Origin of the sequence: Candidatus Tisiphia endosymbiont of Hybos culiciformis (assembly GCF_964030975.1) — a bacterium.
Lineage (GTDB): Bacteria > Pseudomonadota > Alphaproteobacteria > Rickettsiales > Rickettsiaceae > Tisiphia.
The window spans coordinates 827,769-849,101 of sequence record NZ_CAXIQH010000001.1 but is presented as its reverse complement, the minus strand read 5'-3'; the positions used below and the strand labels follow the sequence as shown (position 1 = coordinate 849,101).

Below are 21,333 nucleotides of genomic sequence, written 5' to 3'. Positions count from 1 at the left end.
ACAACATCTGCGTGACCGTTCACGGTTTTTCAATTTCTTCCTAAAATCTTAATTTTTAGATGTAGTTTTTATAGTTTTCACATCTTTTAATTATAAAATCTCAAGCAATAGTAGATTTTGCTATAAAGAATTTATACTAAAAACATCAAAAATCATGATAAACTGAAAAACCGTGAACGGTCACACATCTGCTATGTTTAAACAAAAAGGATGTCATTCCTGCGTAGGCAGGAATCTATAGTGAAACCTATTGAATTAGGTGATACAGACTTTGTGTCATACCTGCGAAAGCAGGTATCTAGATTCCCGCCTTCGCGGGAATGACAACTTACAATCGTTATGTTCTTTATCACCTAATCCTATGAGCATAACTATACCTGCTTTCGCAGGGATGACAAGCTGTATCCGTTCAAGGGGTTGCCTGAGACTTAGCAACAGCTCTTCTTTTAGTATATTTTATATTAAGAATTACAATCAAAAGATGCGAAAATTGCGTCTTAAAATCTAAATTACAGAAGGAAAACTACCTTTTAGTTGACCAGCTACAAATCTCAGCCAACCCCTTACGGATACATCCTGTTTTGTGTTAACCTTGCGAAAGGCAGGCATCTAGATTCCCGCCGTTTGCTAAGAATGACAACTTACAATTGCTTCGTCGCTACTAAAGTGTCTCTTTGCAATGACTTTTGGAGTTCAGCTTATATCATCTGTTGAATCTGGCAGTTTGTTCTTTAAGATAAAAGGTATTTGTAGCAATAGGAAAATGAACATTATAGGTATTGCTCCAAATATTTTAAATATAACCCATGTAGATTCTGCAAAATTACGCCATGTTATTTCATTTAATACTGCCATGAGCAAAAGAAAAGCTGCTGTTCTATAGCTTAAAACATTCCAATTCTTATCTTCAAGTTGGACAAAATGATTAAACATATATTTCATAAATGCCTTATTTCTTACTGCACTAATAAAAAATGTTCCACAAAAAATTAAATATAGAATAGTCGGTTTGATCTTGATATACATAGAGTTACCACTGATCAAAACTATACTAGCTGAGACTAATAACACTCCAGAAGATATTAATGATAATCTTGAAACTTTGCCTTCTATAAAATAACACAGACTAACACAAATAATTGAAGTAATAAGTATATATAACGTTGCACTTTGCATGCTACCACCATAAAAATAGCCAACGAAAAAAGCTATAAGCGGAGCAACTTCTGATAAAAAATTAAGCATAAATTAGGTTTATTTCTCCGTTACTAGTTTTCTGTGCATCTGATTTTTATTTGTATGAAGATATTAATTAAACCTAGAGTACAAATATAAAAAACGACTTGCAAACCATTGGGCTTAGCAATATATCCAGTAATCATATTTAGGAATTTACCGTAAATACTGTTATCAGAGATTAGCCATGAGCTATCCCAAAGCTGGTCTGGCAGGATAGTAACAATTCCAGAAGAAGTTAATATACCAGCTGCTTCTGCTGCAAAGCCACTAGCAATAAACATTAATAAAATTGAAGATATGCGAAATATATATTGTTGGTTTGCTAATTTTATAAAACCTAAATATATAACGATACCAAGTGTTAGTCCACTGACCATGCCAATAATTAACCCTAGTAGATAACTATTAGCGTCAATTATTTCAACTGAGGAAATACTATAAACTAATAAAATAATTTCCATTCCTTCTCGAAGGATAGTTGCTGCAACAATCAATACTAGCATTATATAACTACTATCGCCGCTACTAATTTTTACAGACAAATCATTAAGATGTCGCTTTATCTTAATACCATAACCTTGCATCCATACTATGGTCCAACCAATTAACACAACTGTTAGTAAAATAACTCCGGAATTAAATATCTCATCACCCATACCACTAAATGATATGGATATAGTGCGAGTAAAGAAAGCAAATAATGCAGCAGACACTGTACCAAGCATAACTCCAGCAATTATATAAATTCTAGATTTTTCTAATTGTTTTGTTACAGCAAGTATTACACCAAGTAACAAAGCTATTTCTAAGCATTCTCTAAATACTACTAACGCTATTTTAAACATTTAAACCGTAAATAAATCTAATTAACAATGAGAGATCCTTGAGCCGTCTCTTGATGAAAGTCTCCGAAGAAATCATATTTACCAGGGGCTAAAGGGGCAAGTATTATGTTTATAGAGTCATTTGGCATAATGATCTTTTCGCGATGCAGATCATGACTTTCAAACTCCTCTACGGTATTATCTTGGTTGTGGATAATAAAACGAATTTTCTTACCACTAGGCACTGTGATAGTATCAGGGTCAAACCTATGATTTTTTATAACCGTTACAATTTCTAACATAGTATTATCTACATCATTTTTCGAGCTAACTTTATTATTAATTGTAAAAATTATTATACCTAATAAGAGAACAACACCTAAAAAAAGTCCAATGGTAGTTTTTCTTTCCATAATTTTAACTTGAAAGCTTTATTAAAGTTACAAAATACACTAACGCGATCATAATCACAAGTACATATAAAAGAGTGTAGTTTTTTTGTTTCTTGTTTTTTGGTAAGTTCATAAGCACCCTCCCTAAATTATACAGTATAATTGTATTTCCACTAAGTTAAAAGATCTTGTTTTAACTTTAAATTATTATTTTTATTAATAATAGTCCTATAAACTTGTATATTTTCCAAAACACGTTGCACATAATTCCTAGTTAGAGGATATGGTATTAGTTCTATCCAATCAATTATTTGCCATAAATTCTTTAGTTTTCGTGGATCGCCAAATAAATTAATCCACCTTGGTATCGTATTGGAACCAGCATTATAAGCTGCAATAGTCAGAATATATGATCCTTCAAATCGTTGTAACAGTTTTTTTAAATAATTACTACCTAACATAATATTATATTCAGGATCAGTGGTTAGTTTTTTGATATGACATTGATGATTAAGAGATTTCGCAGTATCACAGGCAGCTGCTTTTTCGAGTTGCATTAGCCCATGCCCTTTAGCATCATTAATGGCGTATTGATTAAAACCCGATTCATGCCTTATAATACTATATGTTAAAGCTTCTTCTATAGGAGCGGTTTTTACTGCCTTCATATGTTGGATAGGGAAAGCATAATCTTTAATAAAAACATGATATTGACAAGCAACTCTTGCTATTTCTACCATATGGAAAATATTGTCATAGCTACTAATTATATCAGTAATTAATAAAATCTCAGACGGTTCTGATGATCTTCTAATAGCCGTGTCAGCATATAAGAAAGCTAAACTATACTTACCATATTTAATTAGATATTTTATTGCTCTAATAATCTCACTATTTTCCATGTTAGGCTTAACGGACTTTGGTTTTTGTGGTAGAATTAAGTGATTCTTTTTAAGTTCAATATTTGCCAACTGCCCATAAAATAGATAAGGATATTTGCCTGCCATATTATAAAATTTATTCGCTTGTTTCATATCCCCTTTGGCTTGATATGTTCTAGCTAGCCAATATTGTCCCCTTGATATACTTAATGGCTTTGTTGCAACTTTCATAAATTTATTAAAATGACTTAAAGCAAGGTCAGGCTTATCTAAAAATCTAAGGGCAAGCCAACCACTAAACCATTCTACTTCTCTTGTATGTTCATGTATATGTTCATGGCTGACAGTAAGAGGTATAGTAATTATTTTATAGCTATTGGCAAAATCTTTTTGGTCAATAAATTCTCTGGCATAATAAGATTGTAAACGACCCCAACGAGCAGAATGTATTTTATCTAGCTTTACTTTTTTAAATAGAGCAATATTCTTGCTGGTTGGCTTCTCTTTTTTCTTGGAATCCAAATAGTGAAATAATAAAGCAGGAGTATAATATTTTTCTGATAGTTTTTGAAAAAGTTTTTCACTGTTACTAGATTGGTTTAGTATAGAAATTTGGGCAAGGAAATTCTGTTTATAGCCATTACTCACATAGTGCATATATTTTTTGGCACTATTAATATCCGCTGCCCATAAATATAGATCAATCTTTTTCACATGATCTTCTTCACGTAATATATTTTTGAAATTAGTCAAATATTCCTTTTCTTCTTGTGCAGTAAAGACTCCATAAATCCAACCATTTTTTATAATCTTCGCTAATTTTTGTTGATCTTTTATTAATTTTTTACCAGCTAAAGCGTAGAACTTATGACCTAAAGCAGTAATTGGCTCGTTTTTACTAAACCAGTTGACGATTAAAGTTTTGTCTGTGTCATAATTTAAATATTGTTCTGCCTTCTCCTTTAGTCTATTGACCTGTGGCCAGTGGGGATTGTCTTGTATGAATTTTATTACCGATGCAAAACTATTTTTCTTATAATCTTGGTCTAAGAACTGTTGAGACAAAACAATTTTAATTAAAGCTTGATCTTTTGAAGCTTTTGCCATCTTCTGACAATCTTGCCATTCTTTGTTGTCTAGATGGATAAAAGTTTCTTTAACATAGTCAAATGCCATTGACTCTGATATTAATAGCTCTAGAATTATTAAAACTATTGACAGTATTGTCTGAATTCTCATAATCAGCAGTGGCTCCTTAGCACTTAGTTGGAATTGGTGTATATCTGTTAGTGTCATTCCCGCGTAGGCGAGAATCTGTAATATTTCAGGGTTTTAGATTCCCGCCTACGCGGGAATGACACCTCATTTTGATGTCATCTAACTACGATGGGAATCTAAAAAAAACCGTTTAAAAAGTTCTGGAATATTATAAATTTAAATATATTAAGGTGTTATTATGAATAGAGCATTTGTCTTCCCGGGTCAAGGATCGCAAATAGTTGGTATGGGAAAAGAGTTTTATGATAATTTTCAAGTAGTAAGAGAGACCTTTGAAATTGTCGATGATACTCTTGGCAGAAAATTAAGTCATATTATCTTTAATGGATCAAGTGAAGATTTGACTTTGACAATTAATGCCCAACCAGCATTAATGACCATATCTATGGCAATAGTGAATGTCATTAAACAACAAACAAATAGAAATATTAGTAATCTGTGTTCATATGTTGCCGGTCATTCTTTAGGAGAATATAGTGCATTATGTGCAGCGGAAAGTATAGATATACAAGTGACTACCGAATTGTTAGCAGTACGTAGTAAGTCCATGAAAGAAGCCTATCCGTTAGGCGAAGGTTTAATGGCAGCATGTATAGGCATTCCTCTAGGAAAGCTTGAAGAGATCGTTAAAGAGGTTGCCAACTTTGGTATAGCTAACGATAACATAGAGGGGCAAGTAGTAATTAGCGGTGAGATTATGGCGGTGCAGAGGGTGATGTCTATTGTAAAAGATTTAGGATACAAAGCTATTAAATTGAATGTAAGTAGTCCTTTTCATTGTGGTTTGATGAAGCCAGCAGAAGATAAAATGGCAAAGGCTTTAGATAAAATAACAATTAATAAACCGCTTGTTCCAGTAATACAAAATGTTACAGCCAAGCCAACAACTAATCCTATAGAAATAAAACAAAACTTAATCTCACAGATTTGTGGTAGAGTGAGGTGGCGTCAAACCTTAGACCAATTAGCAAATCTAAAAATAGAACAAATAGTTGAAATCGGTGCAGGTAAGGTTCTAACGAATATGCTAAAAAAAACGGATCATAAATTTGATTTAATTAATGTTTCTACTATTGTTGAATTGGAAGAGTTTCTTAAAATTGTATAGCCAGAATATAGTGTATACACGAATGATCTGAAGAATTGGAACGTAAAACAAGGGGTGAGTGAGCGGAGCGTACAACTAGTACGTGAGTACACGAATGCCACAACTGTCGAAAGTTAGAAGAGGAAACGATTTTAGATAGTGTGCTTTAAAAGTCGTATGTGGTCAACGTCATTGCGAGAAGACCGTAGGTCGACGAAGCAATTTTTTTGTCATACCTGCGAAAGCAGGTATCTAGATTCCCGCATAAGCGGGAATGATGGTATGGACGAGTGAAGCGAAATATGCTTTACTTGTACGGAGTCTGGTGAAAAATGTTTTTCAGTTGCTCCAAATTAAATAACAATTTAATTAATAGGTCCATACCATGATAAATAATAGCATAGAAAATAGTATAATTGGAATAGATTTAGCAAAAAATATTATGCACTTGGTGCAAGTTGATCAAAATGGCAAAAAAGTCGGTCATCAAAAAGTTAAAAGAGATGAGTTAATAGGATGTTTAAACAATCTCAATAAAAGTTCACTGGTGGTCATGGAAGCATGTGGAGGAGGTAATTATTGGTCGCAAGAAATTAACAAGCTTGATTTGCAAGTTAAGTTGATGAAAACAAAAGATGTAAAAATTTATGCAACATCGAGGCAGAAAAATGATTATAACGATACCTTAGCAATATGTAAAGCTGCTCGCGATCCAGAGCTAAAAGATGTGTTACCCAAAAGCAAAGAGGAACAAGATATAAAATTTTTGCATAAAATCCGAAGTAATACGATCAGAGATCGAGTACAAAAAACTAATTCTACAATATCAAGTTTATATGAATATGGTTATAATACAAAATTAAGCAAAAATAAATTTTGCAAAGCATGTAAGTCGGAGGTAGAATTAGCGTATATAGAAGGTTATATAACTTCTGGGGTACAGTCAATTTTACTTTTAGAATGTGAAGAAATTGAGAATTTGTGTAACAAAGAAAAAACTTTAGAAAAGCTGATAATCAGTAATAATAAACAGAATGAGAAAGCTATTAGGTTGCAGACAATTTTTGGGATTGGAGCAATCAATGCTAGTTGTTTGAGCGTAGCACCAATGGAAAATTACGCAACCCCGAGGGATTTTTCTGCGTCGCTTGGTTTGGTGCCAAAACAATACACCTCAGGAGATAAGATAGTTTTAGGAGGAATTAGCAAACAAGGTGATAGATATGCTAGAACTATGTTGATTCAAGCTGCAAGAACAATAGCAATAAGAGCCAAAAGCGATAAAGAATCAAAAGATAAGCTAGTTCAGTGGGCAGTGAAGAAATTTGCTGAAAACAAATCATATAATATTATATGTGTTGGTTTAGCGAATAAATTAGCTAGAATAGCTTATGCAGTAGTTACCAATGGCAGCGAGTATGTCGCAAATTAGCGCTGTTGGCAAGAAGGATAATTTATGTCAATTAAGCAAAAGAATGGCAATTGGTAAATATTGCGAGTAAGTTAGTAACAATAAAGAGAACGAAAGTAAAAGAGTTAATGAAATAAGTATTCTGAACAAAATCCGCAATTATGTCGAGGCTCTAGAAGCCGTGGGAATGAGAGGTTACTCAAGGATATTTAGAAGAATGCAGAAACCATTATGGCACTCGATGCCGAATATATGACCGCTTCCTTTGTGGCTCTATTTTTTATTTTCTTTATTGACAAATTCACTCGTCCATATATGACAACTTACAATCGTTATGTTCTTTATCACCTAATCCTATGAGCATAACTATATAATGCTTAAAGATTTGCTTTGCAGTAATTAATAAGAGAAGAGGAATCACCTTGGATAAAGCTATTTTTTGGGTTATTATTGTTGGTACTATTATAGTAACTTTGACTTTGATATCTAGTATATTGATGCCATTTTTTATAGCTGGAATAATATCATATATATTACAGCCTATAATTGACAATCTGTCGTTACGATATAAATTATCTAGAACTATAGTAGTTTCAGTAATTTCCTTCCTATTTTTTAGCATTCTTGCTATAGTACTAGTGGTATTACTGCCTATCATATATCAACAAACAACTTTGCTGGTTAATAAGATTCCAGCTTATAAAGATTATTTACAAACTGAATTAATACCTGTTATTACAACAAAAATTTATTCGATAGATCCAAATATTGCTGATACTATAAAAAATTCTATTAGTAATTTTGTTAATGGTATATTTTTGCTGCTCACAGGGTTTGCTAATAATATTTGGCACGTTACTATGGTAACAATCAATTTAGTGGTGTTAATTTTATTAATACCACTTATATTATTTTATTTCTTGCGGGATTGGTTAACAATGTCAAACAATATCAACCTCTTACTACCTGTAAAAGGTAAAAAGAAAATTCAAGAAATATTATCAGCCATTAATATTTCCTTGTCTGCTTATATAAGAGGGCAACTAAATGTTTGTTTATTATTATCAATCTATTACGGAGTCTCTTTATCGATCCTTGGTGTAGATCTAGGAGTATTGTTAGGGGTTTTGTCTGGTTTCTCAATAATTATACCATTTGTTGGCATCTTAATATCCTTTTCTCTTACCATGATTGTTAGTTACTTTGCTTTTGGTATGGTTAATACATTATTTTATATAATCATTATCTATTCGGTTGGTATAATAGTTGAAGGATATATTTTATCACCGAAAATCATAGGTGATAAGATTGGTCTACATCCTCTTTGGATAATATTTGCGGTTCTAGCATTAGGTAATATATTTGGTTTCTTGGGTATATTATTTGCTATACCAATTGCCAGTATAGTAAAAGTTTTATTTTTAGCTGCTATCGATTTTTATAAATCCAGTAAGTTTTATAGATAACCCGACTATAGTGAAACCTATTGAATTAGGTGATACAAACTTTGTGTCATACCTGCGAAAGCAGGTATCTAGATTCCCGCCTACGCGGGAATGACAACTTACAATAGTTATGTTCTTTATCACCTAATCCTATAGGCATAACTATAGCATTACGCCAAATTCACAAACGTCATTGCGAGGAGCTACTTTAGTAGCGACGAAGCAATCCAGAGAAATGATTAGAAATGGATTGCTTCGTAGGCTTACGCCTCCTAGCAATGACACCAGTTTACTATAGCTAAAACCTTCCATAGCTATATAAGAGTTAAATATGAGAGATTCCCAGCAATATATATTACCATTATTTGGTAATGATCGATATATTCTAGATAATTTTATTAATTCACCTTCTAATCAAGTCGCGTACCACTCAATTAAAAACTGGTCGATAACTTGGGGTAGTAAACCCTATGAGTTTACAGTTTTGCTTTATGGTCCACCATCCTCTGGTAAGACATATCTTAGTAAAATATGGCAGAATTTGTCGAATGCATTTTGTATAAAAAAAGATTCAGATATACTTAGTGCAGAGCATATAATGCAGTATAATGCTTTTATTATGGAAGATATAGAATTCTGGCATGAAAGGAATATCCTCCATTGTTTTAATTTAATAAGTGAGTGTCGTAAATATTTGTTGATGACTACAGGAAGTTTAGCTAATAATTTTGCATTACAGGATTTATCGTCAAGGGTCAATTCGGTTCTAAGATTAGAAATAAAACAGCCAGATGATGAATTGATGAGCAAGTTAATCTTTAAGTATTTTTCCGATCAGTCGGTTAAGGTATCTGACTGTGTAATTGAATATTTATTAATTAATTTGCCAAGGCAATTTGATCAAATGATGAAATTATTAATGGCAATAACGCATTATGCATTAGTGCATAAGCGACCTATTACCATCTCTCTTATAAAACATGTACTTAAATAGGAAGTTTGGAAACACTGGGTTGGCCTTACTGTAACTTAGAAGCCCTCACAGCCTAGTTCGGATTAGTTATATAGTGAAACCTATTGAATTAGGTGATACAAACTTTGTGTCATACCTGCGAAAGCAGGTATCTAGATTCCCGCCTACGCGGGAATGACAACTTACAATAGTTATGTTTTTTATCACCTAATCCTATAGGCATAACTATAGATTATGTTGACGATTTAGTTAATATTCTTCTCCGATTGCTTGCAATTGATAAAACCCGTGTATATAATTGCTATATTTTATATATAGCTAACCCGAATTTCTTGATATTGTTATAAGTTTCTGAATGTCATTGCAAAAAGGCATGAGCTTACGAAGCAACCTATTTCTGGTCTTTTGGATTGTTTCGTCGCTCTAAAGTAGCACCTCGCTAATAGCGGAGATGCTATCTAGAACTTTAACGGATTTAGCCATAGAAAAAATTAAAAGCGTATCTAACCGCTTTAATCAGAACTACAAAACCATAATAGAATTGCTGAGTATATGCCGTTTCCAAATGTCAATCCTGTTATTTTCTCTATTGGACCATTTAGCGTTTATTGGTACTCCATGGCTTACGTTTTTGGTGTAATATTTGGGTGGTTTTATGCTTATAAAATTATAAAAAGATTTGACGTTAGTGTTACCACGGAAACCTTCGAAAATTTTATTACTTGGGTTGTTTTAGGAATTGTAATAGGGGCTAGATTAGGTCAGGTGTTACTATATGATCCGGTTAAATATTTTTCTAATCCTATTACCATTTTAAAGACCTATGAAGGTGGTATGTCTTTTCATGGCGGCATTATTGGTATAGCCATATCTTGCTATCTTTTCTGCCGCAAATATAAAATTAGATTCTTTTGTCTAGGTGATATACTAGCTACAGTTGGTCCTATCGGTTTATTTTTAGGTAGAATAGCCAATTTTATTAATGGCGAATTATATGGCAGAGTGACTACAATGCCCTGGGGAATGATTTTTCCAAATAGCGATCTACAAACAAGACATCCTAGCCAACTCTATGAGGCATTTCTGGAAGGAATTATATTATTTTCAATTCTAGCTTATGCTACTTTTAGACATAAAAGCATAAAAATCTATAGTTTGAATTCTGCTATATTTCTAATATTCTATTCGGTGTTTCGAATTATTATAGAAATGTTTCGTGAACCAGAAGATTGTTATACAAGTCTTATTTTTAATAATATAACTATAGGGCAATTTTTATCATTACCTATGCTGATAATAGGGATTTATTTAATAATACGAATTAAATGCCAATTGACTCCAAAATAAGAAAACTTATTGAACAGAATGGTAGTATTAAGCTTGATGAAATGATGCTCCAAGTAACGTCTGTAGCTCCTTCTTCCTATTATCAAAAACAAGACAAGTTAGGTTGCTTAGGAGATTTTACGACAGCTCCTGAAATCTCTCAGCTTTTTGGTGAAATGATAGCTTTATGGGCTATTGACCAATGGTATAAAATGGGTTGTCCTCGGAAGACAAATTTAGTTGAGATAGGTCCTGGACAAGGAGTATTAATGCGGGATTTACTAAATGTTGCTAAATTAGTTCCAGAATTCTACCAATCTCTCTCAATAGAATTAATTGATATTAATCCTCATTTTATCAAGAAACAGAAAACAAACCTAAAGTTGACGGGTTTACCTATCAAGCACTATACAGCAGTACAATATATCTCTAAAATTCCTTCTATTATAATAGCTAACGAATTTTTTGACGCTATGCCAATTAAGCAATATATTAAAAGCAAAGAGCTTTGGTATGAGTCAACACTTATTATTGACCCAACTGATGGTAAAATTAAATTCGATAAAATAGAAGTTAGTAAGGAGTTGCAACGCTATCTACTGCAAGAACACTCAAACGCACATGATGGAGCAGTAATAGAAGAATCACCTAAATCATTAGAAATCATAAAATTTATTAGCAAGCATATAATGAAATTTGGTGGGGCTAGCTTAATTATCGATTACGGTTATGATATAGATCCAATAAAAAGGATGCGTAACCAATATAATCCTACTTTACAAGCGATAAAAAATCATAAATATTACCCACTGCTTGAAACTTTAGGAGAAGCTGATTTATCAGCACATGTTGACTTTTATGCCCTAAAAACAGTAGGCAGAAATATAGGAATAAATGTGTATGGATCAATAACTCAACGTGATTTTTTAATTAATAATGGTCTATTATTACGAAGCGAACTCTTACAAAGTAAATTACCTACTATAGAGGCAGATATCATAGCAAAACAGGTTGATAGACTAATTGCTCCCAATAAAATGGGGCTATTGTTTAAAGTATTGTACCTTGTACAGGAGTAAAAAATATAATTAATTAGTCATCTCCGACAGTTTCCTAGAATCTCTTTTTTGTAATTAAGTTTGTTCATTTGTAAATTAATTGGGCTATAAACAGAAAAACAAGGTAAAATTATGAAATTAAACAAAACTAGTTTAGAACTAGTTAAAAATAATCTTATTATACTTATTATTCTTCTAGTAATTAGACTTCCTGCACAAGTCACTTATGCTGAGGAATTTGGAGGAGATGCTTCACCTCAAACCACAACGCACTCTAGTGTGCGTAAGAATGGAAGTACCGAGACCACGTACAAATTACCAACAGAACTAAAACCTTGCAGAAAGTATATTATATTTTCTGAAGAAAATTTAATTATTCTTGGAGATGGGAAACCACAAGTTGTGAATACAAATTATAGCTGTACAGATGGAAGAAAAATAAATGTAAGGTATCTGAATAAGGGAGCTAATAATTTAGCGATTATTCCAGTTGAAGAAGAAAACCAGATTCTGATTTTTACTGGTAGGGTATCAGCTAGTGGGGCACTATAGTGAAACCTATTGAATTAGGTGATACAGACTTTGTGTCATACCTGCGAAAGCAGGTATCTAGATTCCCGCCTTCGCGGGAATGACAACTTACAATCGTTATGTTCTTTATCACCTAATCCTATGAGCATAACTATATATGGTGCAAATCAATATGAATGGCATATAAAAAATAAAAGAGGAATATTTCATAATATAAATACTGATAATACAGTGCTTTGTGATGAAATAGAATAGTATGACTGAGTGAGTTTAGTTAACATTCAGGTATTAGATCTATAGTAGTTGTATATTGATATCAGGTTGCAACTTGATTTTTCTTTTATAATCTTTCTCAAAACGCTTTACCATCAGATATGCTAATATCACAAAGAAAATAAGATATATGATGGGGAATAATTTAAAGTTTAGATATTTCATTAATACTAGACATACATAATTTGCACTGCCAGACATCAACATTGACCCCATAGTATGACCAAGACCTATTGCCCGGTAGCGATCATTAACAGCAAAAGCTTTTACCATAGTACCATGGGCAAGAGCATTGAAAGGGGCTACAAAACATGCGAGCATCAAACAAGAGCCTAAAGCCAAATTAACCATTTGGTAGTTAATCGAAATAATAAATAATAGACTAGCTAAGATAGTACCGTATAAGCTAAGCTTAAACACTTTCATTTGATTAAATCGATCGGCAAGTAAGCCGGAAATAGGCATAGAAATTGCAAAGCACATAATGATCAGCACTGAAAAAACACTCATAATGAAACTAGTCTGTGGTAAAACCATAGGTAAATATTGTCTCATAAAAATAATGGGCAGTTGATAAGTCACACCAAATCCACCAGCGAGAAATATCACCATCAAAATGATTCTCCACTGTTTGTTAACCAGAACAGCTAAACTTTTTATCTTTATATTATTTTCTTGATTTTTCTTAAATTCTGGTGTTTCATCAAGTTTCCGGCGGAAATATAGCGTAATTAAAGCTAAAGGCAAACTAATTAAAAAAGGAATACGCCAGCCCCAGTCTGGAAAAATATGGGCACTAAAAAAATTGGTTACCCCAATTCCTAGTAATAATCCTAAAACTCCAGTACAACGAGTTATCGCTGAAGCTGTATATCGATATTTCTCTCCTAAATGTTCGATGACGTAAATAGCCGCACCGTCATATTCTCCAGCTACAAAAACACCCTGCATAATGCGACACAAAACCAGAATTATTGTACTCCAAACACCAATAGACGAGTATTCTGGCAAACAGCCTATAACCATGGTAGGTATCACAATACCTATTATGGTTATAGTTAACGCCACCTTACGTCCATAAAGATCTCCTATATAACCAAAAATTAGTGAACCAATAGGTTTTGATAAATATGCTACCGCATAAACAGCAAAAACATTTATTAGACTCGTTATATAATCAGCATTTGGGAAAAATTTGACAGCAATAATTCCGGCAGAAAAACCGTACAAACTATAGTCATAATATTCAACAATCGTCCCTAAAAATGCTCCTATAATTTTATTTTTTGATTTTTTTTTCATTTTTCATCTTATTTAAGCCCCTTCAGTTAGTAATTTATTTCTGACTGAAGGTGATAAGTTAATATTAAGCTCTTTTAAAGCTTTCTCATCAATATAATCAGGAGCATTCATCAATAAATCTTCCGCCTGTTGATTTAATGGAAAAGCTATCACCTCTCTAATATTGGTTGAATCGGTTAATAACATAACAATCCTATCTATGCCAGGGGCTATCCCGCCATGTGGTGGTGCACCAAATTTAAACGCCCTGATCATTCCGCCAAATCTTTTATCTACAACTTCCGAGGGGTATCCAGCGATCTCAAAAGCCTTATACATTATTTCCGGTTTATGATTTCTAATTGCCCCGCTAGATAACTCGATACCATTACAAACAATATCATATTGATATGCTTTAATAGCTAGTAGATCATCTACTGTTTTGGCTGATTCTAGTATTTCCATACCACCTTGCGGCATAGAAAACGGATTATGGCTAAAATCTATTTTGTTAGTTTGCTCATTTAATTCATAAAATGGGAAATCTGTTATCCAACAAAACTCAAAACAATCTTTTTTAAGTAAAGCTAAATCTTCACCTAATTTAGTCCTCAACTTACCAGCAAGTTTAGAGGCTTTATCCACTTTATCACTAGTAAAAAAGACAGTATCGCCATTTTGTAGATTTGCTAAAGATTTTAAATTCAATAATTGTTCCTCTGTTAAAAATTTAACAATAGGCCCTTTAGCTTGCCCATTTTCTAGAAACTGGATGTAACCAAGCCCGCTTGCTCCCTCGGAAGTTGCAAATTCTGCCATTTTGTCAAAGAAGCTTCTCGGTAAAGCAGAAGTTTTAGGAGCTGGCACCGCTCTTACAACAGAACCATTTTTTATATTTTCTTTAAAAATAGCAAAGTTAGACTCTTTAAATAATTCGGTAACATCGGCAATGATTAGCGGATTTCTAAGGTCTGGCTTGTCAGTGCCATATTTTAACATTGCTTCTTCATATGGAATTTGGACAAAAGGGGTATTGGATATTTTTTTATCAGAAAATTTGCTAAATATTTCATACATTACTGGTTCAATGGTATTAAATATATCTTCCTGCGTGACAAAAGACATCTCTATATCCAATTGATAGAATTCACCTGGTGACCTATCCGCTCTTGCATCCTCATCTCTAAAACAAGGAGCTATCTGAAAATAACGATCAAATCCCGATACCATAAGCAATTGTTTGAATTGCTGAGGGGCTTGCGGTAAAGCATAAAATTTTCCAGGATGTAATCGGCTGGGTACTAAGAAGTCCCTAGCCCCTTCTGGTGAACTGGCAGTTAGGATTGGCGTTTGAAATTCTGTAAAACCACCCTGCATCATAAGATAACGTAGATGAGCAATAATTTGCGATCTTAGCATAATGTTATTATGCAACTTTTCACGTCTAAGATCTAGGAAACGATATTTTAACCTAGTTTCTTCGGGAGAAATTTGTTCAGAATTAACCATTAATGGTAAAGCTTCTGCATTAGATTCAATTATAAACTCACTTACCAATATTTCAATTTTACCGGTCATTAACGAGTCATTTATTGTATCATCGGGTCTTGCTACTACTTCGCCGACAATAGTTATAACTGATTCATACCTTAACCGACTAGCAGCATCCATTAAACTTGGATTTTGATCGGTAAACACCAATTGACTGACACCAAAATGATCCCTAAGATCAATAAAGACTAAATTACCGTGATCCCTTCTCCTATGTACCCAGCCAGATAATTTTACCTTTTTCCCAACATCACTTAATCGCAATTCATTACAATTATGCGTTCTATATTTATGCATCTTACTCAACATATTTATTTTGTTTGTATAGATATATAAAAAATATCCATATTAGGCAATAGACTTCTTGTTAAATTCTATCCTTCCTAATAGACAATATATCATAAAAATCAACCACACTAATAGATATATGCAAATTATTTGAAGAATTGTATATATAGCTAATCCAAATGTGGTGTGGGTATGACGTTTTACAGTTTTATGTCAACCCTGCGAAGGCAGGGTTCTAGATTCCCGCCGCAGTTAGGAATGACAAAGAGGTATGTGGAAATGACATCTTTTTCGTTGAGGTAAATACTAATCGGGTTAGCTATAGAGAATTTATCAAATTTCGATTTTTTGTTTGACATTAAAAAAATATTGTACTTTACTTATAGTGTTTGGCAAAATTACAACGTACCTTTGATAATAATAGGATGTACTTATGGAAGATAATGATGGTAATGATTCTGGCTATGAAAGTGATGAAGAGGGGGCTGTTAAAGGCAGAAAAGATGCCATACAAAAAAAGGTGACTAATGCTATCGCAGATTTTCAAAATGACTTAAAATCTGGGGAAGGTTTTTTTGCTGATGTGCTCGCAACTGCAGCAAGATCTAATGGAGGAATTATTGAGGTTAGCAACCGGGATTTTTCGACGGCATGTAAAAGTTTTTTAGAAGCACAAAAAGGTGAGAATGTAACAAGTGCAAAAGATGTTAAGAGCTTACCAGAAGCTATAAAAGCCATAGAGAAAAAAATTAACAAGCTTGAGAAAGATGGTATTAACCCAGAATATTTTGCTGATTTTAAGAAGTATCTAAGAAATTACCAGAAGGATATAGCTGAGAAATTATCAACTAATGAAGGAATTAGAAAGGTTATAAACAAACGTTTTGTTAATACGCTGTTTCTAGACGTACCGCTTATGAGTCGTGATGATGAAGGGAGACCTAAATCTATGTATTACCAAGATAAAACATCTTTTTTCTCCCAGATTACACCTCGTATCAATGATATTCCGCCTGAATTAGAGAAAGCTATGTTGTCTATGTTGTCGCAAAAGAATTTTCCTGAATTAGTCGATTCAATTAATCAGGAAACTCTTAAATTTTTTACATCAGGTGGTGATGGAAAAAAATGGGGTGTGTTAGATAACAACAAAATTACACAAGACAACATCAAGAAATTTGCTAATTCTATTAACAGCATTCTTGAAGATATGAATAGCAAGGCGTTTGAATTAGAAACAAAACAAGTAGAACAAGCAGTTATTAGTAAGATTAAAGAAAAACTAGATATTCCAGATAAGCAAAAAGAAAAAATTATTAAGCACTTATCCTCAGCATTAACCAAACTTGATCCTGACGATCTACGAATGAACAAAGGCGACATAATATCAAAGATTGCAAAAGATATTGTAAAGCATAAAACTATTGGCTCACATTTTACCAAAGATTTTACTATTTCTACTGAACAACTACAAAATGTTTCTAATCAGCTAATCGAGAAATACGGTAAGAAAAACGAGCAGTCAATGAAGCCTGCATTGATTAGCCTTCCAGAAGCAAAACCAGAAAAGAAAATTAACACAGAAATAAGCTCACCGATAATTTCCAAGGTAATTGATGCGGTTTTAAAAGAAAAAAATGCCAAAATAAAACCTGAACAGCGGACAGAAATTGAAAAGAATTTATCAGCAGCTTTGTCTGATATTGATCCTGAATATCTAAAAAGTCAGGCAGATATTTTAACAAAAGACCTTACAAACAAGCTTGTGGATAAGGGTAATACTAGTTTGTGGAATAAGAGCTTTACTATTGACAGTAGTAAACTAGAAAAAATTTCTATGGCAGTAAAAAACGTTGAAGAAAAGAAAAGCGATAAATTTGTTGAAAAAGAAATTAAAAAATCCATTTTTTCTCATGCAATGTCGGATAGTGCTTTGGCAGAAAAATTATCTAGCTTTCTAACTGATAATAAAGTTTCTGATATAAACACAAGACTTGCCGGGGTTGTGAATGATAAAGTTGTTACCGATGGTAAGATAAAATTAGAAGCTAATGACATGAAGAGTATTACAAACCAACAATTAGTAGAGCTTAGGAAAATAAACCCAAAATCATTTGATAAAATACTATTTCCAACTATAGAACCTACTCCTAAGATAACAAGACTTTTAGCACATGAGCCACATACTAAAATTACAAAACCTCCTGTGACTCCTATAGTCCCATCTATTAAAAAGAAGCCAGGTTATAACATTACTCGTTAAATTTATGTATAGCTACCCGAATAAGTTCTTGATATTGTTATAAGTTCCTGAATGTCATTGCGAGAAGACGTAAGCCGACGAAGCAATCGTAAGTTGTCATTCCCGCGAAGGCAGGCATCTTAGATTCCCGCTTACGCAGAAATGACAAGGGAGTGCGGGAATAACAATTTACAACCGATCTCTAACTGTCATTGCGAGGAGCCACTTTAGGCGACGAAGCAATCCATAAAAATGATTAGAAATGGATTGCCACGACCACTACGTGGTCTCGCAATGACGGGTTATAGGTACAAACGTCATTGCGAGGAGTCCATAAGGTCGACGAAGCAATTGTAAGTTGTCATTCTTAGCAACGGCGGGAATCTATATCCCTGCTTTCGCAGGGATGACATTAATATTAAGCAAGGATGACACAAAACATGATTGCTTCGTCGACCTACGGTCTTCCTTGCAATGACGTTGACCACATACGACTTTTAAACTGTCCTGCATAAAACCTCTTCCTCTTCTAACTTTCGACAGCTGTGGGGTTATGCGTAAGGTGAGTCTAGTAATTTAAATTTTGTTTACAGAGCCCAGGGCAGTTTAAAAGTCGCAACTAATTATATAGTTATGCTCATAGGATTAGGTGATAAAGAACATAACGATTGTAAGTTGTCATTCCCGCGAAGGCGGGAATCTAGATACCTGCTTTCGCAAGGTTAACACAAAGTTTGTATCACCTAATTCAATAGGTTTCACTATATAAGAATCTGTTTTGAGAAATGCATAAACGTCATTGCGAGGAGCCGCTTCGCTACGACACGGCAATCCAAAAAATTGCAACGGCAAAAATAAAACAGCAAGCTGTTTATTTGGATCGCCACGCCACTTCGTGGCTCGCGATGACGGTTATTCGTTTCTATAATTTAGTATTTTATATCATTAGTTGCGACTTTTAAACTGCCCTGGTTTTGCACATCTCTGTTTTATCTTGCTAAACTTTATGATTTTTGCTATTAATCATTGTCAAGATATAAAATTTTTTTATATCTAACCTGAATAATATTACGCTAAACTCACAGACGTCATTGCGAGTCGGCGTAAGCCGACGAAACAATTTATAAGTTATCATTCTTAGCAACAGCGGGAATCTAGATAGCTGCTTTCGCAAGGTTAACACAAAATAGGGATTGCTTCGTCGCCACTAAAGCGACTCCTCGCAATGACGCCAGTTTGCTATGGATAAATACTAATCTGATTAGCTATAAAGTTTTCTTTACAAGTAACAGCTAGTTTTTTTAAGGTTATTATAATGAGTTATTTAAAATTTTTTCCTCACCTAATATTATTAGTATTTGTAATAAACTCTTCCGCTCAAGCTAGATGGGGTAGGTATGAGGATGCCCCTATTGAGATTAAATTTCATAACATTGATATTAATATTAACCAGGATGGCACTTCTGAAGACATAACGGAAATGCGTGCAAAAATACTAAAAGAATCAGGGCGTAGTACTTTTGCCCAATATCGCTTGAATTATAACGAATATAGTTCTCAGATTTCTATATTAGAAGCTAAAACTATTTACAATGGACAAGAATATATAGTTACTAAAGACATGATTGAGGATAAACCTCTAGCCTGCCCTGGTAAAGGTTTTGATCAACTAAAACAAATAACCATATCATTTCCTAAAGCAGAACTTGGAGCAGAAATATACTTAAAATATAAGTATGTTGAAACAAAAGTTCCTGTGGATAATTTTTATGGTACTAATTTATTTTACGGTACGTGGGGTTATTGGCAGGCAAGTCACACTAAGATCAATTCTAAATTACCTCTAAATATTAAAGTAAACGATCCAAAAGGCGTATTAAAAATTATTAAAGATGCTGAAAGTAACTTTCATTCGGCAGAGATTATCTTAGAAAAACCTGTTTACAATGCCCTAACAAATGAACCAGACAATGGTGTATTAAATATTAAGCATACTACTTGGCTATCCTTGTCAAGTTTAACCAAATGGCAGGATTTGGCTAAACAACTTGCTCCTGGATATTCTAATGTAATTAATCAACCACTTCCTGCAATTTTTATGAATATAGTGGAATCTGCTGTAGACAAGAATACAGACGAAGAAAAAATTAATTTTGTCACTTCTGCATTAAATGAAAAAATTCAATATATGGGCGATTGGCGAACGGTATCAGGTCGTTACTTCCCTAGAGATTTAGAGAAAATAGCTAGTTCCCAAATTGGTGATTGCAAAGATTTCTCTGCAAGTACTGCTGCTATATTGCAAAAACTTGATTATAAGGTTCAACCTATTATAGTAATGCGAGGTATTACTAATTTTTCTAATCCAGATGCCTTACCTAATATGGGAAATTTTAATCATGTTATGCTTAAAGTAACTAATAAAAATGGCAAAATATATTGGATTGATCCAACAAATTTTATTAGTATGGCACAAGGAATCTTTCCAGATATTGCTAACAAGAGAGCATTGGTATTGGATTCTCAAGAAGCAGGCTATACCAAGATTGCTAATATACAACCTGAAAATTCACAAACTATATTACACAATGAATTAGTTATACAAAATAATATTGTAAAGGTGTCTGGTCAGTTTGATCTAAAGGGAGAAGCAGCATCAAGCATAACCGGTCAGGGATTATATAATTCAGCTGAGCAGCTAAAGGATTCTGCTTTCCGCATGTTGAGTGGAGAATATCTGAATGAAGAGGACAAGAAATCCTTAGAATTACCTGATCTTACTTCTCGTATTGTCAAGGATCTTACAATCAGATATGCATTACAGCAAAGAAATAGAATTTCCAAAACAAATATGGGGGCTGCTTTAAGTTTAAGGTCTAGTAGAACGGAGGGTATCACTGATACAGCTTTTGACCAAATATCAGATATCTTTATAGGAGTACCTGAAACTAATAAGAAATGTATGACTATCAAAAATATTATAGTTAAAGACTGTAAAAAATTAAACTTTGAGATTGATACTCCCTGGATATATGTAAATAGATCATGTAAATATCAGAATAAAGATACTATATTCACAGATATAATAACCATAAAGAAGATCTTGATTACCCAGGAAGAATTAAAAACTTCTCAATATAAAAATCTTAAAACTAAGTTAGAAAATGAATTTTCTCGAGTTGCGATAATATTAGGTAAGTAACAGCTTATATTATTCTATTTTGACGCTTTCTTATTAGTTTTAACGTAAGAA

At 33.2% G+C, this 21,333-nt stretch carries 19 protein-coding genes; 10 read left to right on the top strand and 9 right to left on the bottom strand.

The annotated features are described in order from the left end of the window. Positions 1 to 197: 197 nt before the first annotated feature. The 5 genes from ACQH2P_RS04600 to ACQH2P_RS04580 all read right to left on the bottom strand — a co-directional run bounded on the left by ACQH2P_RS04600 (position 198) and on the right by ACQH2P_RS04580 (position 4,632). Positions 198 to 353, bottom strand: a complete 156-nt coding sequence (locus tag ACQH2P_RS04600) for a hypothetical protein (RefSeq protein ID WP_425363200.1) — start codon at positions 351 to 353, stop codon at positions 198 to 200. A gap of 340 nt (positions 354 to 693) precedes the next feature. Beyond that, entirely contained in the window at positions 694 to 1,245 is a 552-nt protein-coding gene (locus tag ACQH2P_RS04595; RefSeq protein WP_425363199.1) for a septation protein A, read from the bottom strand. Between the two features lie 23 nt (positions 1,246 to 1,268). Further along, positions 1,269 to 2,084, bottom strand: a complete 816-nt coding sequence (locus ACQH2P_RS04590) for an FTR1 family iron permease (RefSeq protein WP_425363198.1) — start codon at positions 2,082 to 2,084, stop codon at positions 1,269 to 1,271. A gap of 17 nt (positions 2,085 to 2,101) precedes the next feature. Beyond that, a complete protein-coding gene (locus ACQH2P_RS04585) occupies positions 2,102 to 2,476 on the bottom strand; it encodes a cupredoxin domain-containing protein (RefSeq protein WP_425363197.1) in 375 nt (124 codons plus the stop codon). Positions 2,477 to 2,628: 152 nt separating this feature from the next. Beyond that, positions 2,629 to 4,632 carry a lytic transglycosylase domain-containing protein gene (locus ACQH2P_RS04580; protein ID WP_425363196.1) on the bottom strand — a complete coding sequence of 668 codons (2,004 nt, stop codon included), beginning with the start codon at positions 4,630 to 4,632 and terminating at the stop codon, positions 2,629 to 2,631. Between the two features lie 160 nt (positions 4,633 to 4,792). Between ACQH2P_RS04580 and fabD the strand changes: the two genes are divergently transcribed. The 3 genes from fabD to ACQH2P_RS04565 all read left to right on the top strand — a co-directional run bounded on the left by fabD (position 4,793) and on the right by ACQH2P_RS04565 (position 8,578). Next, positions 4,793 to 5,722: an ACP S-malonyltransferase gene (fabD, locus tag ACQH2P_RS04575; protein ID WP_425363195.1), complete on the top strand. Its 930-nt coding sequence runs from the start codon at positions 4,793 to 4,795 to the stop codon at positions 5,720 to 5,722. Positions 5,723 to 6,086: 364 nt separating this feature from the next. Further along, complete coding sequence (locus ACQH2P_RS04570) at positions 6,087 to 7,133, top strand: IS110 family RNA-guided transposase (RefSeq protein WP_425363194.1); 1,047 nt, start codon at positions 6,087 to 6,089, stop codon at positions 7,131 to 7,133. A 401-nt stretch (positions 7,134 to 7,534) separates the two neighbouring features. After that, positions 7,535 to 8,578 carry an AI-2E family transporter gene (locus ACQH2P_RS04565; protein WP_425363193.1) on the top strand — a complete coding sequence of 348 codons (1,044 nt, stop codon included), beginning with the start codon at positions 7,535 to 7,537 and terminating at the stop codon, positions 8,576 to 8,578. Here ACQH2P_RS04565 and ACQH2P_RS04560 read toward each other — a convergent pair. Next, on the bottom strand, positions 8,534 to 8,701 hold the full coding sequence (locus tag ACQH2P_RS04560; RefSeq protein ID WP_425363192.1) for a hypothetical protein: 168 nt from the start codon (positions 8,699 to 8,701) through the stop codon (positions 8,534 to 8,536). The genes ACQH2P_RS04565 and ACQH2P_RS04560 overlap by 45 nt on opposite strands. 187 nt (positions 8,702 to 8,888) lie before the next feature. On the opposite strand from ACQH2P_RS04560, the gene ACQH2P_RS04555 reads away from it, so the two are divergent. From ACQH2P_RS04555 to ACQH2P_RS04540, 4 genes are all read left to right on the top strand, one after another. Continuing rightward, positions 8,889 to 9,551 carry an HdaA/DnaA family protein gene (locus ACQH2P_RS04555; RefSeq protein ID WP_425363191.1) on the top strand — a complete coding sequence of 221 codons (663 nt, stop codon included), beginning with the start codon at positions 8,889 to 8,891 and terminating at the stop codon, positions 9,549 to 9,551. A gap of 531 nt (positions 9,552 to 10,082) precedes the next feature. Then, positions 10,083 to 10,877, top strand: coding sequence for a prolipoprotein diacylglyceryl transferase (lgt, locus tag ACQH2P_RS04550; RefSeq protein WP_425363190.1), 795 nt, complete (start codon positions 10,083 to 10,085; stop codon positions 10,875 to 10,877). Next, positions 10,856 to 11,935 carry a class I SAM-dependent methyltransferase gene (locus ACQH2P_RS04545; RefSeq protein WP_425363189.1) on the top strand — a complete coding sequence of 360 codons (1,080 nt, stop codon included), beginning with the start codon at positions 10,856 to 10,858 and terminating at the stop codon, positions 11,933 to 11,935. The genes lgt and ACQH2P_RS04545 overlap by 22 nt, the downstream gene beginning before the upstream one ends. 111 nt (positions 11,936 to 12,046) lie before the next feature. Next, positions 12,047 to 12,466, top strand: coding sequence for a palindromic element RPE1 domain-containing protein (locus tag ACQH2P_RS04540; RefSeq protein ID WP_425363188.1), 420 nt, complete (start codon positions 12,047 to 12,049; stop codon positions 12,464 to 12,466). Here ACQH2P_RS04540 and ACQH2P_RS04535 read toward each other — a convergent pair. The 3 genes from ACQH2P_RS04535 to aspS all read right to left on the bottom strand — a co-directional run bounded on the left by ACQH2P_RS04535 (position 12,450) and on the right by aspS (position 15,847). Continuing rightward, on the bottom strand, positions 12,450 to 12,578 hold the full coding sequence (locus ACQH2P_RS04535; protein WP_425363187.1) for a hypothetical protein: 129 nt from the start codon (positions 12,576 to 12,578) through the stop codon (positions 12,450 to 12,452). The two genes, ACQH2P_RS04540 and ACQH2P_RS04535, sit on opposite strands and share 17 nt — an antisense overlap. Positions 12,579 to 12,739: 161 nt before the next feature. Continuing rightward, complete coding sequence (locus ACQH2P_RS04530) at positions 12,740 to 14,020, bottom strand: MFS transporter (RefSeq protein ID WP_425363186.1); 1,281 nt, start codon at positions 14,018 to 14,020, stop codon at positions 12,740 to 12,742. Between the two features lie 12 nt (positions 14,021 to 14,032). Next, a complete protein-coding gene (aspS, locus tag ACQH2P_RS04525) occupies positions 14,033 to 15,847 on the bottom strand; it encodes an aspartate--tRNA ligase (RefSeq protein WP_425363185.1) in 1,815 nt (604 codons plus the stop codon). Positions 15,848 to 16,271: 424 nt separating this feature from the next. Between aspS and ACQH2P_RS04520 the strand changes: the two genes are divergently transcribed. The 3 genes from ACQH2P_RS04520 (at position 16,272) to ACQH2P_RS04510 (ending at position 21,282) form a co-directional block, all read left to right on the top strand. After that, positions 16,272 to 18,101, top strand: coding sequence for a hypothetical protein (locus ACQH2P_RS04520; protein ID WP_425363184.1), 1,830 nt, complete (start codon positions 16,272 to 16,274; stop codon positions 18,099 to 18,101). 764 nt (positions 18,102 to 18,865) lie between these two features. Then, complete coding sequence (locus ACQH2P_RS04515) at positions 18,866 to 19,042, top strand: hypothetical protein (protein WP_425362513.1); 177 nt, start codon at positions 18,866 to 18,868, stop codon at positions 19,040 to 19,042. Positions 19,043 to 19,395: 353 nt separating this feature from the next. Then, entirely contained in the window at positions 19,396 to 21,282 is a 1,887-nt protein-coding gene (locus tag ACQH2P_RS04510) for a DUF3857 domain-containing protein (RefSeq protein WP_425363183.1), read from the top strand. Positions 21,283 to 21,333: the final 51 nt, after the last annotated feature.

Bases quoted from the DNA above. Each gene is read 5' to 3' on its own strand.
- ACQH2P_RS04595 (WP_425363199.1), bottom strand. From the start codon at position 1,245: ATGCTTAATTTTTTATCAGAAGTTGCTCCGCTTATAGCTTTTTTCGTT.
- ACQH2P_RS04590 (WP_425363198.1), bottom strand. From the start codon at position 2,084: ATGTTTAAAATAGCGTTAGTAGTATTTAGAGAATGCTTAGAAATAGCT.
- ACQH2P_RS04585 (WP_425363197.1), bottom strand. From the start codon at position 2,476: ATGGAAAGAAAAACTACCATTGGACTTTTTTTAGGTGTTGTTCTCTTA.
- ACQH2P_RS04580 (WP_425363196.1), bottom strand. From the start codon at position 4,632: ATGACACTAACAGATATACACCAATTCCAACTAAGTGCTAAGGAGCCA.
- fabD (WP_425363195.1), top strand. From the start codon at position 4,793: ATGAATAGAGCATTTGTCTTCCCGGGTCAAGGATCGCAAATAGTTGGT.
- ACQH2P_RS04570 (WP_425363194.1), top strand. From the start codon at position 6,087: ATGATAAATAATAGCATAGAAAATAGTATAATTGGAATAGATTTAGCA.
- ACQH2P_RS04555 (WP_425363191.1), top strand. From the start codon at position 8,889: ATGAGAGATTCCCAGCAATATATATTACCATTATTTGGTAATGATCGA.
- lgt (WP_425363190.1), top strand. From the start codon at position 10,083: ATGCCGTTTCCAAATGTCAATCCTGTTATTTTCTCTATTGGACCATTT.
- ACQH2P_RS04545 (WP_425363189.1), top strand. From the start codon at position 10,856: ATGCCAATTGACTCCAAAATAAGAAAACTTATTGAACAGAATGGTAGT.
- ACQH2P_RS04540 (WP_425363188.1), top strand. From the start codon at position 12,047: ATGAAATTAAACAAAACTAGTTTAGAACTAGTTAAAAATAATCTTATT.
- ACQH2P_RS04530 (WP_425363186.1), bottom strand. From the start codon at position 14,020: ATGAAAAAAAAATCAAAAAATAAAATTATAGGAGCATTTTTAGGGACG.
- aspS (WP_425363185.1), bottom strand. From the start codon at position 15,847: ATGCATAAATATAGAACGCATAATTGTAATGAATTGCGATTAAGTGAT.
- ACQH2P_RS04520 (WP_425363184.1), top strand. From the start codon at position 16,272: ATGGAAGATAATGATGGTAATGATTCTGGCTATGAAAGTGATGAAGAG.
- ACQH2P_RS04515 (WP_425362513.1), top strand. From the start codon at position 18,866: ATGCATAAACGTCATTGCGAGGAGCCGCTTCGCTACGACACGGCAATC.
- ACQH2P_RS04510 (WP_425363183.1), top strand. From the start codon at position 19,396: ATGAGTTATTTAAAATTTTTTCCTCACCTAATATTATTAGTATTTGTA.